General features: G+C 37.9%; 17 protein-coding genes. 7 read left to right on the top strand and 10 right to left on the bottom strand.

The genetic code is table 11. From position 1 onward, the window contains the following. Positions 1 to 209 precede the first annotated feature (209 nt). Complete coding sequence (gene cyoE, locus B3D98_RS05700) at positions 210 to 1,160, top strand: heme o synthase (protein WP_048392234.1); 951 nt, start codon at positions 210 to 212, stop codon at positions 1,158 to 1,160. A gap of 69 nt (positions 1,161 to 1,229) precedes the next feature. Here cyoE and B3D98_RS05695 read toward each other — a convergent pair whose 3' ends face one another. The 6 genes from B3D98_RS05695 to B3D98_RS05670 form a co-directional block, all read right to left on the bottom strand. Next, the gene (locus B3D98_RS05695; protein ID WP_048392235.1) at positions 1,230 to 1,964 is read right to left on the bottom strand and encodes a metallophosphoesterase; all 735 of its coding nucleotides are present in this window, start codon (positions 1,962 to 1,964) and stop codon (positions 1,230 to 1,232) included. 260 nt (positions 1,965 to 2,224) lie between these two features. Further along, the gene (locus B3D98_RS05690; RefSeq protein ID WP_009370152.1) at positions 2,225 to 2,674 is read right to left on the bottom strand and encodes a helix-turn-helix transcriptional regulator; all 450 of its coding nucleotides are present in this window, start codon (positions 2,672 to 2,674) and stop codon (positions 2,225 to 2,227) included. A 138-nt stretch (positions 2,675 to 2,812) separates the two neighbouring features. Beyond that, positions 2,813 to 3,217, bottom strand: a complete 405-nt coding sequence (locus tag B3D98_RS05685) for a hypothetical protein (protein ID WP_004227282.1) — start codon at positions 3,215 to 3,217, stop codon at positions 2,813 to 2,815. A gap of 90 nt (positions 3,218 to 3,307) precedes the next feature. Further along, positions 3,308 to 4,642, bottom strand: coding sequence for a hemolysin family protein (locus tag B3D98_RS05680; RefSeq protein WP_103118437.1), 1,335 nt, complete (start codon positions 4,640 to 4,642; stop codon positions 3,308 to 3,310). A gap of 32 nt (positions 4,643 to 4,674) precedes the next feature. Further along, on the bottom strand, positions 4,675 to 5,016 hold the full coding sequence (locus B3D98_RS05675) for a MerR family transcriptional regulator (protein ID WP_233732834.1): 342 nt from the start codon (positions 5,014 to 5,016) through the stop codon (positions 4,675 to 4,677). A gap of 215 nt (positions 5,017 to 5,231) precedes the next feature. Further along, positions 5,232 to 5,717: a hypothetical protein gene (locus B3D98_RS05670; RefSeq protein ID WP_288581638.1), complete on the bottom strand. Its 486-nt coding sequence runs from the start codon at positions 5,715 to 5,717 to the stop codon at positions 5,232 to 5,234. Between the two features lie 198 nt (positions 5,718 to 5,915). Between B3D98_RS05670 and B3D98_RS05665 the strand changes: the two genes are divergently transcribed. Both B3D98_RS05665 and B3D98_RS05660 read left to right on the top strand, forming a co-directional pair. Next, complete coding sequence (locus B3D98_RS05665) at positions 5,916 to 6,044, top strand: hypothetical protein (protein WP_255349862.1); 129 nt, start codon at positions 5,916 to 5,918, stop codon at positions 6,042 to 6,044. Positions 6,045 to 6,800: 756 nt separating this feature from the next. Beyond that, positions 6,801 to 8,888 carry a methyl-accepting chemotaxis protein gene (locus tag B3D98_RS05660; protein ID WP_288581578.1) on the top strand — a complete coding sequence of 696 codons (2,088 nt, stop codon included), beginning with the start codon at positions 6,801 to 6,803 and terminating at the stop codon, positions 8,886 to 8,888. Between the two features lie 60 nt (positions 8,889 to 8,948). Here the strand turns inward: B3D98_RS05660 and B3D98_RS05655 are convergent, their stop codons facing one another. From B3D98_RS05655 to B3D98_RS05640, 4 genes are all read right to left on the bottom strand, one after another. Further along, complete coding sequence (locus B3D98_RS05655) at positions 8,949 to 9,521, bottom strand: 5' nucleotidase, NT5C type (protein WP_048392241.1); 573 nt, start codon at positions 9,519 to 9,521, stop codon at positions 8,949 to 8,951. 12 nt (positions 9,522 to 9,533) lie between these two features. Next, positions 9,534 to 10,649 (bottom strand): flavodoxin-dependent (E)-4-hydroxy-3-methylbut-2-enyl-diphosphate synthase, encoded by a 1,116-nt coding sequence (ispG, locus tag B3D98_RS05650; RefSeq protein ID WP_004230987.1) that lies wholly within the window; start codon positions 10,647 to 10,649, stop codon positions 9,534 to 9,536. A 96-nt stretch (positions 10,650 to 10,745) separates the two neighbouring features. After that, positions 10,746 to 11,090: a hypothetical protein gene (locus tag B3D98_RS05645; RefSeq protein WP_004230996.1), complete on the bottom strand. Its 345-nt coding sequence runs from the start codon at positions 11,088 to 11,090 to the stop codon at positions 10,746 to 10,748. A gap of 52 nt (positions 11,091 to 11,142) precedes the next feature. Further along, on the bottom strand, positions 11,143 to 11,661 hold the full coding sequence (locus B3D98_RS05640; RefSeq protein WP_066036426.1) for a DUF1189 family protein: 519 nt from the start codon (positions 11,659 to 11,661) through the stop codon (positions 11,143 to 11,145). Positions 11,662 to 11,855: 194 nt separating this feature from the next. On the opposite strand from B3D98_RS05640, the gene B3D98_RS05635 reads away from it, so the two are divergent. From B3D98_RS05635 to B3D98_RS05620, 4 genes are all read left to right on the top strand, one after another. Beyond that, positions 11,856 to 13,487, top strand: a complete 1,632-nt coding sequence (locus B3D98_RS05635) for a Na/Pi cotransporter family protein (protein ID WP_054548525.1) — start codon at positions 11,856 to 11,858, stop codon at positions 13,485 to 13,487. A gap of 62 nt (positions 13,488 to 13,549) precedes the next feature. Further along, positions 13,550 to 14,029 (top strand): DUF456 domain-containing protein, encoded by a 480-nt coding sequence (locus B3D98_RS05630; protein ID WP_004230999.1) that lies wholly within the window; start codon positions 13,550 to 13,552, stop codon positions 14,027 to 14,029. 175 nt (positions 14,030 to 14,204) lie between these two features. After that, a complete protein-coding gene (locus B3D98_RS05625; RefSeq protein WP_016995356.1) occupies positions 14,205 to 14,810 on the top strand; it encodes a superoxide dismutase in 606 nt (201 codons plus the stop codon). A gap of 280 nt (positions 14,811 to 15,090) precedes the next feature. Next, entirely contained in the window at positions 15,091 to 17,295 is a 2,205-nt protein-coding gene (locus B3D98_RS05620) for a peptidoglycan D,D-transpeptidase FtsI family protein (RefSeq protein WP_048392244.1), read from the top strand. Positions 17,296 to 17,379 lie beyond the last annotated feature (84 nt).

The raw sequence follows: 17,379 nt of genomic DNA, 5'->3' as shown, positions 1-17,379 counted from the left end.
AAGGTTCAAATTCACGTCAGTCGGTGGTATCATAGTAGATGTTGTGAATGAACGTGCTTTGTTAGATGAAAAACATGTACTTTATGTGAAAAGAGAGACAGAACAGAACTAAAAGGGGTAAAATAATAATTTGATGTGCTAGATGCAAATTTTGTCGCTTTCTATCGATGAAAGCGTGTAGAAATTATGGAGAAAAGGAATTAAGCTGAATGGAACAAAATCTGAAAACGGAGCATAAACCACTATCCTCCGAAAAAACAAGAGGGAAGTCATCACGTTCTTCTATTTTAGCGCAAACCGTCAAGACAGGGATTATCAAATCCAATTTAATACCTATGTGGGCTGGTTTAACGCTAGGCATGTACAAAAATAAAATGACATTTGTAGACAATATACCAGAAATTATTTTTTCAACAATCGGTTCCGCCCTTGTCATTGGAGCTGCGGGGGCCTTTAATAATGTCTATGATCGTGATATTGATGCAATTATGCCTCGTACACAAAGCAGACCAACTGTAACGGGTGAAATGTCAGCAAAATCTACTTTATCATTAGCTGTTGTAATGTTAATTATTGGCGTAGCTGTGTTGGCACTTGCTTCACCTTTAGCAGCGGCATTTGGATTATTAGGTGTATTCCTATATGTAGTCCCTTATACAATGTGGACAAAGCGTCGTACGATATATAATACAGAAATCGGTAGTATTAGTGGTGCGGTGCCACCATTAATAGGTTGGTCTGCTGTATCTACAGATATTACACACCCAGCGATACTTGGTTTATTTTTTGTTATGGTCATTTGGCAAATGCCTCACTTTTATGCTATTGCCATTCGCAAACGTGTAGACTATGAAGCAGCCAGTGTACCCATGCTACCAGTTATCAAAGGGATGCGTCGAACGTATTATCAAACCAATTTCTATTTAATACTATTGATTCTATCAAGCTTTTTATTTGGCTCGCTAAGTGTAGGCATCATGCTTGTGGCATTGATCTTAAGTGTTGCTTGGCTAGTGATGAGTATTTACGGTTATCATAGTAATACAGATCAAGTGAAATGGGCTACCAAAATGTTTGTTTTTTCCCTATTCCATATGACTATACTATTCACAACTGTTATTGTGTACTCGCTAGTAGGAGTTATTTTTAAGTTATATTAATTTTTCAAAAATTGCCCTGAAAAAAATAAAGTTGTGCGAAAACAATTACGAAAATAAAAACCAACAAGTTTACTCGTCACTTGTTGGTTTTTTATTGTCGACAGAAATGATTTGGCGGCTAGGCCACTCGAATGCATGTAACTGTCCGCCAAACACAGCTCCACCATCAATGCCAATAATATTATTTTCTCCGAAATAAACACGATAATCAGTTGGATCATGATGCAGGTTATACGTAGGGGTATGGCCAAAGATTACTGTTTTTTCCCCTTGATAGCCTGCGTGGAATTCCTCACGAATCCAAAGTAAGCGCATGGGGTCAGTTTCGGCTATTGCAGCACCTGGCACAACGCCACCGTGGACGAAAATAGCATCTTCTAACTCAATATATATTTCAAATGTCTCGATTAACTGTAAATGTTCTTCAAGCTTAGGGAGCGTTTTAATAAAGCTAGGCAGAGTATTACATTGGATGGCTTCCTCAAAGTCTGCCAACTGATAGCCATAGCTTGCTAATGTTGCCTCACCACCACAAAGCCCTACCCAATGGTTCCATGGCTTAGCAAGACCTGAACGGCATGCATTGAGCATGATCGCCTCATGATTGCCTAGTAAAACTCGTGCACCTTTTGTCTGTAATTCACTCACTAAATTTAACACACCACTAGAAGAGGGCCCTCTATCAATATAATCACCAAGAAGAAAAAGCTGGTCGTTCATTGGGTCATAGTTTGCTTTTAATAATAATTCTTCCAGTAGCCCTAATTCTCCATGTATGTCACTAATTGCTAGTATACGGTTCATTTACGAGCATCCTTTCTAATAGTACAGCTTTACCCTTAAGTATAGAGAATTATTCTACAAGTTTCGACTTTTCTAGCTTCTCCTAGCTTTTTTCATAGAATTTTTAAAGAAACAATTCTCTTACTACTATGTTTATCATATGAAGGATGTTTTTATAGCTTTATTCATTTGTCTAGAGAAGATGGGTGATGAGAGGAGGGAAATGCTTGAAACGTAACAGCAGAAGCAAATTGCTATGCTCCTACTGTTTGACTTAAAAATTATATCTGTAGTTTTTCCCATGCTTGCTTAGCTATTTGTTCATCAAATGTTGAAATGAGGCGAAAATTATTGCTGTCTAAAATACGATAATGCTGACTGATGACGTTTTGCTGTAGTCGAAAACCACCATACTCCTGAATGTTTTTCCACCATATGTATCCACCCATTGTTTTCTCTTTTGGCTGCAATGTTCCATTATTTGCGATTAAATCTACAACCTCTAATGGATCACCACCAAGCTCATGCTGTAAAATCGTACTGTCTCTACACAATGTGCAAACTGTAACAGTAGTTGTCCAACCAGCTAGTATACGGCCCTTTTCAATTTGGACAAGTGTTTTTTTTGATAATCCTAGTAAATCACTCATTTGATCCTGTGTGAAAGCTTTTTCTGTACGGATTAATTTCAGTTTTTCTGAAACGAGTGTGATTAATTGTTCACGATTCATCCTAACACCCCTTATTTTCAGATTGTTAAGTTCCATTATACATGAAAGTAAAGAAGCGTGTTTTTCTTTCACCTTGGGAAGTGGCAGAGGTCGCGTAAAATTAAAACAGACTGCCCCTAATGGACAGTCTGTTGGATGTTAGATTTCATATTTTTTCGTATCCGAGATCACCCTGAAGTGGATGCCTTTAATCTGTGCGCTGACTTTATGGCGGAGTGTATCAATATCCACAAGCTCCTCTTTATTTTTGACACACACAGCAATCTCTTGTAAAAGCTTTGTAAAAGATTCTTTAAATAGAGAGCGCATATTATCGAAATCTAAACTACGAAAACTCCCATCAATATCGAAAGCTTCAACTGAATTTAATTGCTTGGAAGCTCCTGCAAACCGATCATCGTAGACTGTGTAATTTTCATCTGTTACCACGATAATAAATAGAACTTCTCCCGTGATTGTTTTTAACTCAATATTTGTTTTGTGTTTTTTTACATCAGTAATAATGTGAATACCATCTGAATGATATAGCTTAAATAATGTCATGTGTATGGCCCCCTGCAACTAAAATCATTTTCTCTATTCATTATATAGTGAAATGGCTAATAATGGAATAAGGAATACTGTTTCCTACTGTTACGATTGAACCTCTGTTTTAAGAGGTGGACTTTTTCGAAGAGGACGAACCTCTATATAATGAATTTGATGACCTTGTTGCTCATAGATGCTAAAAATATAGGAGCCTAGCTCAATATTTTTTGATGCTTTAATGCCGTTATTCACAGTTAAGAACCAACCACCTAATGTTTCCACTTCTTCAGCATCCAGGGTAATGTTTAATAGATTTTCTACATCTTCCACAAGCATTTTTGCATTTAATAAATAGTGATGATCTGTAATTTTTCGAATATCCGCAATTTCATCATCATCAAACTCATCTCGAATTTCACCAACAATTTCTTCTAAAATATCTTCAACCGTTACAAGACCAGATGTACCACCATATTCATCCATTAGGATAGCCATATGGATTCGTTCCTTTTGCATACGTACAAGTAATTCTTGAATGGGCATTGTTTCAATTACGCGAATGACAGGATTTATGAAATCTTCTAGAACTAAGGAGTCGTCTGTAAGTTGTTCAAGTAGACCCTGTGTTAATAGTTCTTTCGCATTGATGAAACCTAATATATTATCTCGGTCCCCATCATAGATCGGGTAACGCGTATATTTTTCAGAAGCGATGTAATGAATAATGTTTGTAAAAGATTCATTTTGTTCAATTCCAATAATTTCTGTTCGGGGAACCATGATTTCACGAGCAATACGTTCATCAAATTCAAAGACGTTATTGACATATTTGAGCTCAGATTTATTGATTTCACCACTCTTAAAGCTTTCAGACAGTAATAATCGCAATTCTTCCTCTGTATGAGATAGCTCATGTTCGCTAGCAGGTTTCATTCCGAATAAGCCAACTAACACGCGTGCAGAACCGTTCAAGAACCAAATAAATGGATACATGATCTTATAGAAAAACATAATGGGTTTTGCAAAAAGAAGTGTAATGGATTCAGCTTTTTGAATGGCAGCTGTTTTTGGGGCTAATTCGCCGACCACTACATGTAAAAATGTAGCAATGGCAAAGGCTGTTCCAATTGTAAAGATCGTCATATATTTATCAGAAATACCGATTATTTCAAATAGCGGGTGAAGCATAAATTCAAAAGTTTTTTCACCAACCATCCCGATACCAAGAGCGGTTACAGTAATCCCTAATTGACACGCCGATAAGTATTCATCTAAGTGTTGAACAACATGTTTAGCAGCAACTGCTTTTTTATTGCCTTCTGCAACCAGCTGATCGAGTCTTGAGGAACGTACTTTTACAATGGCAAATTCTGTTGCCACGAAAAAGCCTGTTAAAGCTAATAGAATGGTAAAAATCGATAGGTTTATTATGGTCTCCAAATAGTCGTTCTGTAAAAACAGAACGTCACCTCCTAATTATGAATGAGTAATAATAAAGATTGCATTAATGCAATACTTTCGGGTGAAACATTTTTCTTAATCGTTTCAATTTTTTTATCATCTTGCTTGTTCATTTGTGCGAGCAGAGATGTAACATCATGCTCTAAATCTTGCATTTTTAAACGAAGCACCTGTACATCGATTTCTTCATAGGGTGTGATGTTTAACTCATGTTGGATTTGTACAAGTGAAAGCCCCTGTTGTTTGCGCTGTTCAATAAATTGAAGCCGTTTAATCATGGCTTGGTCATAGTAGCGATAATTTGCTGCAGAACGTTCTGCATCTAGCAAACCAATATTTGTATAGTAATCAATTGTTCGTTTAGTAATGCCTGTTTTTTCTGCAAGCTCGCCAATCTTTAATTTTTCTGTCCCAATGCAAACACCTCCAAACCATCACGTGATACTTTGATTATAACGTGATGGTTTTAGTTTATTCAAATGATAGCCTTTGATATTTCGAAATTATAAGATTTTTTACAAAAAAAGAACGTTTCTACCATGATTAAATGGTAGAGACGTTCCTAGGTTTACGGAAGTAAATAAGTATCGTATAGGTGATGGAGTGCTTCCTCACCATTTTTTTGTAAGAGAATTTCATCATTATATGTAAGTGTTATGCTCGTTTGTTGGCTATCAATTTTGTCATCAATTATTTGACAGGTAACAGTCACAAAGCCTGATTCAGTAAGCTTTTCTTTCATATCGTCACTCCACACCTGATCAGAAAATAGTGGAGGCTGCCAAGTACCTCTCACATGTAGCTCATTTTTTTCAAGGTCATAATCCCAGCGTATGTCACGTAAAATAGTTTTAAATAGGTCATTAACCGTAAACGATGTATCTTTATAGTTAATGTCTAGAGCACGTATTGCATGGACATCTCGGCTAACTGCACTAGCTGCGGAATTAGCAGCTGAATTGATGCCTGAGGCAGCATCTTTAATTTCTGAAAATCGACCACCACATCCAGAAAGTAGTGCGCAGATGCATGTGATACAAGCAACTTTTGTCATCCATTTCACAAGTAGTCCCTCCAGTCTAGTAAGTTGTTATAACTATCTTAACGAAAAGAAAAATATGAAGAAAGGGCATGAAGGCGGTAGTTTGTGACGGTTTTGCAACGATGCGACCTCCACTTGATTGTTCGGCATTTGAGAATTATATAAGTCTGAATATTTAGTAAAAAAACAAAAGAATGGGAGCGGTTTGTGATGAAAATTAATGATGAAATGCTTGATCGATTAGGAACATATTTTGTTTATCATGCTGTTTATGATACTTATGGGATTACGTTTGAAAACTTTGTGGAGCGTTGGCTACGAGGCATACTTGACATATAATGAGCTGTACTTTGAAAAACTCCTGGAAACAGGAGTTTTTATCTATAAAAAATACATATTTACTCTTAAATGAGATACTTTAATCATGTCTAATGATGCTATAATTAGCTTAATTGGTTACGTATCTATTACTTTCTATCTAAAGGGGATGATGCATATGAATTTATTGGGGAAAATTCTCACAACTGTCATTGGAACAGTAGGTATTCGTAATTCTAACAGCTGTGAATATTTATCAAACAAAAAATTTAACGATAGAAACAGCTCAAAAAATGGCACAAGCAGAAACATCTAATATCGCGTACCAGATTCAAAATTTAATAAACAAGCACTTGATGTCTTCTTACAACATATCGTTGTTACTTGGCGCAAATTGAGGAAGTGACAACTGCCTCTCTTTTAATTTAAAAGGAAATGGTAGAGGTAGTGCGGGCAGTGGAAAAATATGACGGCTGTCAGCCAGCAATCCTCAGCAGAAACAAGGGAGCTATTAGCAACGATGGAGCAGCAAAATCCCGCGGTTCAAAAAATATGGCATAAAGCTTATCAGGTATGACGAACTCCTTACAACAAACACTAGCAAAATTCTATTTTTAGTAGAGAACTAAGACTGCATGTCATCTTCTGTACAACGGGATGACATACGGCTATTTGTAAGTTAATTACCACCAAAAATATTTTTTCTGAATATTTAGTTATTTATTGACGCATAAATGCTATTATTTATTTAGTTGCTATAGGCAGGAGCTGGTACATATGAAATTACTACATAAAATATTACTGACAACGTTATCTACAATGATGATTGTGTTCATCATTATTTTAAGTGTCAATATTGTAAAAACTAATTCATTAGCAGTGGAGGATGCACGACAGCTTGCTCAATCGCGGGCGTCCGAAAGTGCATATAAAATGCAAATGGAACTTGATTATGCGATGGATACAGCAAGGACAGTAGCCTCTAATCTCCAAGCAATGGTAGCCAATCATAAGGGAGATCGTGATTTAGCAAACGAGATGCTCAAACAATTACTCGAACACAATGACACCTTTCTAGGGGTTTGGACGATTTGGGAGCCAAATGCCTTTGATGGACAAGATGCTCATTTTGCCAATTTGAAAGGGCATGATGCATCAGGTCGTTTCCTTCCATATTGGGCACGCAGCAACAACGATGTGACGCTTGCTCCTCTAGAAGACTATGAAACTAGTGATTATTATGTATTACCTAAAACGTTGAAACAAGAGGTTATTTTAGAGCCGTTAACTTACCCAGTTGACGGTCAGGATGTATTGATGACTTCCACAGCTATACCTATTCAAATAGATGGAAAAGTCGTTGGTCTTGTTGGAATTGATATAAGCTTAGAGACATTGGTTGCCATTAATAATGAAATTGTACTCTATGATACAGGGTATAGTGCCATTGTGTCTCATAAGGGGACATTTGTTTCCCACCCATCTCCTGATTATGTCAATAGACCAGTGACTGAAATGGAAAAATATAAAAATACGGATAAAATTCTGTCTGCTGTTGAACAGGGCAAACCCTATCTAGTAGAGGATTATTCATCCTATTTACAGGAAGCTTCTTTTATTGCTGTCTCACCTATCCAAATTGGTCAAACGTCGACACCGTGGGCATTGCAGGTAATTATTCCATCTGATGAGGTAATGGCAGCCGCAAGTGAGGCAATGTGGTTATCAATACTACTAGCTATTATTGGTATTATTGTATTAGTTGGTGCCATTACTTGGATAGCTCAACGGATCGTCAAACCAGTGGTTCAGACAGTGGAACAGGTCAAAACCATTGCTGGTGGAAATTTAGCAGTGGAGCCGTTACAGGTTCATTCGAAGGATGAAATTGGCGAGCTTGCACATGCAATGAATCATATGACAGACAATATGCGTGAGCTGTTACAAGCGGCTACACATATTTCCAATCAGGTGAATGTATACAGCGGAGATTTACGTGCTTCTACCAATGATATGAGCATCAGTATCGAACAGGTGCTAACAACAACAAGTGAGTTGGCGACAGGTGCTACCGTACAAGCCGAACAGGCCTCTACTACTTTAGGCGTTACACAAGAGGTTGAGCAGAAATTGCAAGCAATTCAAATGGCAATTGAAGAAATGCTTCAGGATTCTCAGCTTACAACAGCGTCTTCTAAACAAGGTTTAATTCATGCAGAGCAGTCTATTCAAGGGATGGAAGTGATGTCTGAAAAAGTGTCACTGACAGCTATGATCGTCCAACAGCTCAGCGACCAATCAACAGAAATTAATCGTATTTTACAAGTCATTAATGCTATTGCAGGTCAAACAAATTTATTAGCATTAAATGCGGCGATAGAAGCTGCTCGTGCAGGTGAGCATGGCAAGGGCTTTTCGATTGTGGCAGAGGAAGTACGAAAGCTTGCAGAAGAATCAGCCAAATCAACAAGCCAAATCGCCTCCATTATTGATATGGTTGTGAGGGAAGCAGCAAAGGCTAGTGATGCTATGCAAAGTGTTGTCTTAGCTGTGGAAAACAATACGCAATATATTGATGCCAATAAGCAGGCACTTGATGCGATTTTACGCCATATTGTCGATACAGTAGCGCAAATCGATAATGTGACAGCTGCCTCCAGTGTCATTCAAAGGGAGACGCAGGAGGTTGTACGTGCAGTGGAAAATATGACAGCTGTTAGCCAGCAATCCTCAGCAGGAACAGAGGAGTTATTGGCAACGATGGAACAGCAGAATTTAGCGGTTCATGACATCAATAGCAAAGCCAAACAATTAACAGCTATGACGGACTCTTTACAGGCAGCACTAGCTAAATTTCAATATTAAATTAAAAGAGCTGTAGGCAAGGTGAAATTTTCATCCAACCTTGCCTACAGCTCTTAATACTTATTTGAAAAATTGTGTAATAAATTGATTCGCTTCCTGCCAGTTATAAACCCTTACAACATTATTAGGAACGGCAAGACGATTATAAGGTGTATCAAATAACACAACAGGTATTTTTAATTCCTCTGCCAGCATCACCGCATTATCATGCTTATCCTCAAAGAAAGCTTCTACACGATGTTTTTTTGCAGCGGCTAGTTTATCATGGCTGCCGAGAAGCTCGATATGGTCGTAAGGTATAGCTTGCGATTTAAACCAATTGACAGTGATGTCTGCTACATTTTCACCACGTGCAGAAATATAATACAGCTCAAAATTATTTTTCCAAGCGCTTAGAATATTTTTTGCATCTTTTGCCACTTCAGAGACTTCGTACATATAAGGTTCATTTTCCTTAAACCAAGTATTAAAGGCACTTCGGTCAATAGGGTGTGGGAAGGCAGATAAAAAATCATATTCACAAACATCATCTAGCGTAATATTTACATTGTACTGTTTATTAATATGTGGAATGAGTGTACTTGGACATGTCACAGTCCCATCAATATCAATACCAAAGCGGGGCTTTTTCATGCTAGCACCTCCTTAGGCATTCGCTTTTTGAGCTTCTTCCGCTGCACGTTTTTCTTCCATTTCTGCTGCTAATTTATCAATTTCTTTCTTCAGTTCTTCCACCATTGTTTCTTCTGGCACTTTACGGACTGTTTTCCCCTTCATGAATAACAAGCCTTCACCACGGGCACCAGCAATACCGATATCTGCCTCACGCGCTTCTCCAGGACCGTTTACCGCACAGCCTAGAACAGCTACTTTTAACGGTACATTTAATTTTGAAATATATTCTTCTACTTCATTTGCAATAGAAATTAAATCAATTTCAATGCGTCCGCATGTTGGGCAAGAAATCAAAGTTGCCATATTAGAAGCGAGGCCAAAGGATTTTAATAGTTCCCGTGCTACTTTAACCTCTTCTACAGGGTCAGCGGAAAGGGAGATACGTAATGTGTTTCCTATACCTTTTGATAGGATGGCTCCAAGACCTGCTGCTGATTTTACAGTACCGGCAAATAATGTCCCTGATTCTGTAATCCCTAAATGTAGCGGATAATTAAAGGCTTTAGACGCCTTTTCATAGGCTTCAATGGCAAGGTTAACGTCAGATGCCTTCATTGATACGATAATATCGTGGAAGTCCAAGTCTTCCAAAATTTTAATATGGTGTAGAGCAGATTCTACCATACCATCAGCCGTAGGATAACCGTATTTTTCTAAAATATGACGCTCTAATGAACCGGCATTTACACCAATACGAATTGGTATACCTTTTGCTTTGGCTGCATTAACAACAGCTTCCACTTTTTCTTTACGACCAATATTACCTGGATTAATACGTACTTTATCAATACCATTTTCAATGGCTTTTAATGCTAATCTATAATCAAAATGAATATCAGCTACTAATGGAATATGAATACGTTTTTTGATTTCGGCAATCGCGTCCGCTGCACGTTCATCTGGTACTGCAACACGAACAACTTGACAGCCTGCTTCCTCAAGACGAAGAATTTCTGCAACTGTTGCTTCTACATCATGTGTTTTGGTTGTACACATACTTTGAATGAATAATTCATTACTACCACCAATTGTTAAGTTACCGACACGCACAGGACGTGTATTTGAACGGTGACAAATTTCACTCATTAACTTTCTCTCCTTTTCGGGCCACTATTTTCAGCCGTCACTGTCATTTATTTTAGCAGTGTAAGAAAATAAGGACAAGGAAGAAACGCTAACTTTTCATTTTCCGCATTTGTTTTCAAGCTCAAATGAGAGAGGAAGCTTGATATTTTCACCTGGAACTAGTGCTTGTAATTGTAAGTGTGGGTTTAAGTTGTAAAAAAGTTGTAAGCGTTCTGGAAAGGTCATGGGAACTTTAGCAGGGTGTAGAGCAAATAAACTATGAATGGTATCTCCTTCAATCGTTTGTACAGTAATATAATTTGGCTCACGCTGTTGTTCACAAAGTCCATTTTCTGAGCTCTTTGTGGATAAAGCCGCAAGTGGGATGGACCCTTCTGTTAAATCTACTTTGACGACAAAGGCAATTACGATGATGATAGTTGTTAAGATGAATGCTCGCAAAAAATCCCCTCCTTTTCTACACTATATTGAGAAGAGAGGGGATTCATGCACATTATTTTATATTTGGTTGTTTTGGATATTTTGTAAAGGCCACAATTAATAGAGAGATGGTTAAAAATAAAGATAGTACAGTGATAACAGTACTGCTAACGGGCAGATAGTCTGCTAACATCGAAAGTAACGTAGCCCAAGTGATCGCAAAGGTAGTTGTTCTCCAGATATGGCGATACTCACCCCGACGCTTCATCGCTTTCAAGATAAATAAACCTGCTAAAGCATAAAGGGCAATTTGTGCAAAAATAAGCATTGTTGTCACGACGAAAAGCATTAGGAAGGTGAATGGATATAAGAGCCATTTAATGCCCTCTATGTAATCTGTTAAACCAGTTAAACTATCCATATCGAATGTATCAACGGACATACCTGCTGCAAAACGACCTAAAGAGAATACGGACACAATGGTAATCAGTAGAAAAGTATATTGAATAACCTTTCCAATAGGTAATAAACGATAGGCTGCTAGTTTTTTAGGATGTATAAGACTATCAATAAAAAGCTGTGAGTGTTTCATGCTATATCTCCTCCAATCGATATTTTAACATGTTCAATGAGGACAAGATATGAAAGAAGTATAAATGAGGAGGGTCTTGATGTTAAAATGTTAACATTATGTAAAGAAGTTAAAGGATTTCTTTACTTTTTGTTTGGAATCATTTAATGATTAGAACGAGGGTAGTAGAGATGTAGGAATTGGAGCGAAAACAATTGACAATAGATTGGCAAAGCATTCTCTTTCAGTTTTTAGGCGGGCTAGGGGTCTTTTTATTTTCCATTAAATTCATGGGGGATGGGCTTCAAAAATCAGCGGATGATCGGTTACGTGAATGGTTAAATCGCTTTACCACAAACCCTATTATGGGTGTCCTGGTTGGTATATTTGTAACAATTTGCATACAATCAAGTTCTGCCACAACAGTCATCACTGTAGGATTAGTGAGTGCTGGTTTTTTAACACTGCGTCAAGCAATCGGTGTCATTATGGGGGCAAATATTGGTACAACTATTACTGCATTTATTATTGGTATTAATATTGGACTCTATTTTTACCCTTTATTGGCAATTGGAGCAGCCTGTTTATTTTTCTTAAAGAAAGCAACGTATCAACATATTGGTCAGATTCTATTTGGCTTTGGCGGTTTATTTTTAGGGCTAGAGTTGATGAGTGCTAGTATGCAGGCATTACATCAGCTTGCAGATTTTGCATCGTTAACGCTTCATTTAAGCAATCAACCGATATTAGGCATATTTTTAGGAACCATTTTCACATTACTTGTGCAAAGCTCTACCGCAACGGTGGGGGTATTGCAAGGTTTATATGCAGAACAATTAATTGGTTTAAATAGTGCCTTACCGATATTGTTTGGGGAAAATATTGGCACGACCATTACAGCTGTTTTAGCTTCTCTTGGTGCTTCTATTTACGCTAAGCGTGCAGCAGCGGCTCATGTATTATTTAATGTGATTGGGACGATTATTTTCATGTTATTGTTCACACCGTTTATGCAATATGTACAGTGGATCAGTGGCGTATTTCATTTAGAGCCTCGCATGCAGATTGCCATTGCTCATGGCTCATTCAATGTCTTTAATATGATGATCCAACTACCATTTATTGCTGGACTCGCAGCCTTAGTTACAAAGCTATTGCCGGGACATGATGGCCATATCAATGTAACAACTAAGCATTTAGATCCTTCATTCATTGATTCCTCTCCTGCTATTGCGCTAGGTCAAGCTAAAGAAGAGGTATTACGCATGGGTGAACATGCATTGCGTGGGTTAGAAGAAACGTTTTTATATATGAAATCTGGAGAGACAGAGCATATTCCGACGGTGCTACAGCTAGAAGTCGGGCTTAATCATCTAGACAATGAAATTACTGATTATTTAGTAATGGTGTCTAAGCAGCCTCTTTCCCGTGCAGACTCTGTAAGACATCATACTTTATTGACAAATGTAAGGGATTTTGAACGAATTGGGGATCATTTTGAAAATATATTAGAGCTTTTACAGTACAAGGATCACCACGAGGTAAGCTTAAGTAAATCAGCGCGACAGGACTTAATAGGTATGTTTAGTTTAGCCATAGAGGCAGTGCGCAAAAGTATAGAAGCATTAGATACCGCTAGCTTAAGTTTAGCTCAAGAAGTAACAGAGCTAGAAAGCCTGATTGATGATATGGAAGATAAACTACGTCAAAAGCATATTGCCCGATTAAACACAAATGAGTGTAGTGGGGCTGCAGGAATTGTTTATATGGATATCGTTAGCAACCTAGAGCGTATAGGAGACCATGCAGTAAATATTGCAGATTCTATTTTAGGCATTCGTCATTAATGAAACTTTTCACTTTGTTATTTCGTATGAAAGGCAATGCACGTTAAAAGGAGAGAATCTTTATGGAAGTTGTTGGCTGGATCTTAGTGATTGCCTGCTTTATTATTTCATTTATTGGTTTAGTATATCCAATTATTCCCGGAGTACTATTTTTAGTCGGTGGGTTTTTGCTCTATGGCTTATTTTTCTCATTCGCAGAGCTAAGCTGGTGGTTTTGGGTCATTGAAATACTATTTGTCGTGTTGTTATTTGGGGCAGATACTGTGGCAAATGCGTTTGGTATCAAAAAGTTTGGTGGTTCCAATGCTGGTATGTGGGGGAGCACCATTGGGTTATTAATTGGTCCATTTGTGATCCCTGTGGCAGGGATTTTAATTGGACCATTTTTAGGGGCTGTGATTGCGGAACTAATCGTTGAGAAACGTACATTTAGTGAGGCAGTGAAAAGTGGTGTAGGTTCTTTAATTGGCTTTTTGACATCTACTGTTGTCAAGGCTGTTATTCAAATTGTTATGATTATTGTATTTTTTATCGCCATTTAATGCCTTTCTTTTAAGGTTTAGTGTGTGAGAGAAAAGGGTAAGATAGTAAACATATCGGTATTTCGGTCAAAAGGCTGAAATCTTCAAATTGAAGTATTTTTCGTTGAATGGTTTGACCAATTTTGATAATCTAAGGATGTACTAATTATTTCTTATTTTAGGGAGGAACTTAACAATGGCTTACGAATTACCACAATTAACTTACGCTTATGACGCATTAGAACCACATATCGATGCAAAAACAATGGAAATTCACCATTCTAAACACCACAATACTTATGTAACAAACTTAAACGCAGCAGTAGAAGGTACTGAATTTGCAGAAAAAGACATTAACGACTTAATCGCAAACCTAGATGCTCTTCCAGCTGACAAACAAACTGCTGTACGCAACAACGGTGGCGGACATGCTAACCATACATTATTCTGGGAAGTAATCGCTCCAGGCGGTTCAAATACACCAGTTGGTGAAGTAGCAAAAGCAATCGATGCTAAATTCGGTTCTTTCGACGCTTTCAAAGAAGAATTTGCTAAAGCTGCTACAACTCGCTTTGGTTCAGGTTGGGCTTGGTTAATCGTTGATGGTGACTCAGTTGCTGTTACGTCTACTCCAAACCAAGACTCTCCAGTAATGGAAGGGAAAACTCCAGTTTTAGGCTTAGATGTATGGGAACATGCATACTACCTAAACTACCAAAACCGTCGTCCAGATTACATCGGTGCTTTCTGGAACGTAGTAAACTGGGATGTAGTAGAAGCTAAATTCCAAGCTGCAAAATAATAACGAATAATTGGCTGTGCCTAAAGTGAGCAATCACGGAGGCATAGCCTTTTTTTGTTGGATAAAACAGCAAATTAAGGGATAGAATCTGAAAATATCAGGATAATGAAGACGAAATATAAGGAGAGCGTGAAATAGGGCAACCTTTCTCCATAAAGTACCGTCAAATAAATGATGTTTTACATAAGAAATCGAAAGTGCGTGCTTTTCTGTCATACCTTCGAATGGTATACTAGGTATCGTGTATTGAAATGATCAGAAGATGAGGAGGGGAATACATATGCGCAAAGCACCTGGAAAAAATCGCGCGGCGAGTGTTAAAGCAAAACATCATTCTAACTTAACATTTCGTATGAATATCCTTTTCTTTGCAATATTTATCGTATTTTCAATGTTAATTTTTAGACTTGGCTATATGCAAATCGTCAAAGGGGAAGATTATGTACGTATTTTAGAGCGTACAGAAGAAGTTCCTGTCAACACAAGTGTACCAAGGGGACGCATGTATGATCGTTACGGTCGTATTTTAGTGGATAATCACCCGGAAAATGCCATTACGTATACGAAAATGCAAACGACCACAACAGAGGAGATGCTTGATATCGCGAAAAAGCTGGCACAGTTAATTGAACAGCCAACAAAGCGTGTCACATTGCGTGATAAACAGGATTTTTGGATATTACAAAATCACGATGCTGCCTATGAAAAAGTCACAGAGGCAGAAAAAACAAAAATTAATGCACAAGAAAATATTACAACAAGTCAGATTAATGCAGAGATTGATAAACTGGTACGGGAACGTATCACAAACGAAGAACTTTTACAATTAACAGAGGCAGATTTAGAGGTATTAGCGATTTATCGTGAGATGGTATCTGGCTATAATCTATCTCCTCAAATTATTAAAAGTGAAAATGTATCAGCTGATGAATTTGCTCGTGTATCTGAGCGTTTAACTGAACTACCAGGTGTTAATACAACAACAGACTGGAAACGTGTCAAATTATCATCTTTATCTATTCTTGGGCGTACAACGGTCCCAACAAAAGGGATACCAAAAGAGAAGCTCAATTACTATTTAGCACGTGACTACTCACGTAATGACCGTGTGGGAGAAAGTTACATTGAAGCACAATATGAAGAATTATTACAAGGTCAAAAAACAGTCGTCAAAAATATTACCAATAAAAAAGGTCAAGTAGTCGATACAGTCACAACCTATGAAGGGGAGCCAGGTAAAGACTTAATCCTTTCATTGGATAGTGAGCTGCAGGCTGAAACGGATAAGATTGTAGAAGAAGAACTGCTTAACTTAAAGGCACTTCCAGGCTCCTATTTATTAGACCGTGCCTTCCTTATTATGATGGATCCAAATACAGGCGACATTTTATCGATGGTAGGTAAGAAAATAGAAAAAAATCCCGAGACAGGGCAAAATGAAGTCATTGACTATGCATATGGATCGTTTACAACAGCCTATGAGGCAGGTTCATCTGTTAAAGCAGCAACAGTCCTCACTGGCTACAATCAGGATGTTATTTCGATGGGTACTTCAATGGGAGACGAGCCGATTATATTAGCTGGCACGGACCCGAAAACGTCTATTTTTAACAGGGCTGGATATATCCCGATGAATGACTTGTTAGCATTAGAACGTTCTTCCAACTCCTATATGTTTAAAATTGCGATGCTGCTTAATGGAACCCCTTATAGTTATGGTATGCCATTACGCTTAAAGGACGATACGTTCTCAAAAATGCGTAATAATTATGCGCAATTTGGTTTAGGTGTGAAAACAGGCATTGATTTACCAAATGAATTTAGCGGAGTGCGTGGTCCATCAGGTCCAACAATGGGTGGTAAAACACTTGACTTGGCGATTGGTCAGTATGATACGTATACACCACTTCAACTTGCACAATATATTTCAACAGTTGCCAATGGTGGCTATCGTATTCAGCCACATGTTGTGAAAGAGGTTCGAGACCCATCACAGGATGGGAAGCAATTAGGGCAGTTAGTAACAGAAGTAGGTCCAACTATTTTGAATCAAATTGATAATCCTAAAGAAGAGATCGATTATGTAAAGCAAGGGCTACGTCGTGTATATACTGGTTCACATGGTACAGCACGAGCACAATTTGCCGATACTCCATATACAGCTGCAGGGAAAACAGGGACAGCAGAGGTAGTGTATTATGGTCCGTTACGTGAGCACTACGGCACAAATACGATTAATTTAACGCATGTTGGCTTTGCCCCATATGAAAATCCTGAAATTGCCTATGCAGTTGTGATCCCATGGGTTAATACAAATTTAGCGCCACACTACTATCAAAATAATGTCATTGCTAGACGTTCTTTAGATAAGTATTTTGAATTAAAAGCAAAATATCAAGCTGAAAAAGTAACTGATAGCAATGTAAAACAGCCAATTTTACCAGCGATTACGGAAGAAAAAATTGGAGAGAATGAGCAGGAATAAAGGGTATTGGATATGCGCTAATACAAAACGGATTTGGAAAAATTATTTTCCAAATCCGTTTTATTTGTATCTTTTGAAAACCCC

It is taken from the genome of Lysinibacillus sp. UBA5994 (assembly GCF_002429725.1).
Taxonomy (GTDB): Bacteria; Bacillota; Bacilli; order Bacillales_A; family Planococcaceae; genus Lysinibacillus; species Lysinibacillus capsici.
This window is presented reverse-complemented; position numbering and strand designations above follow the sequence as displayed.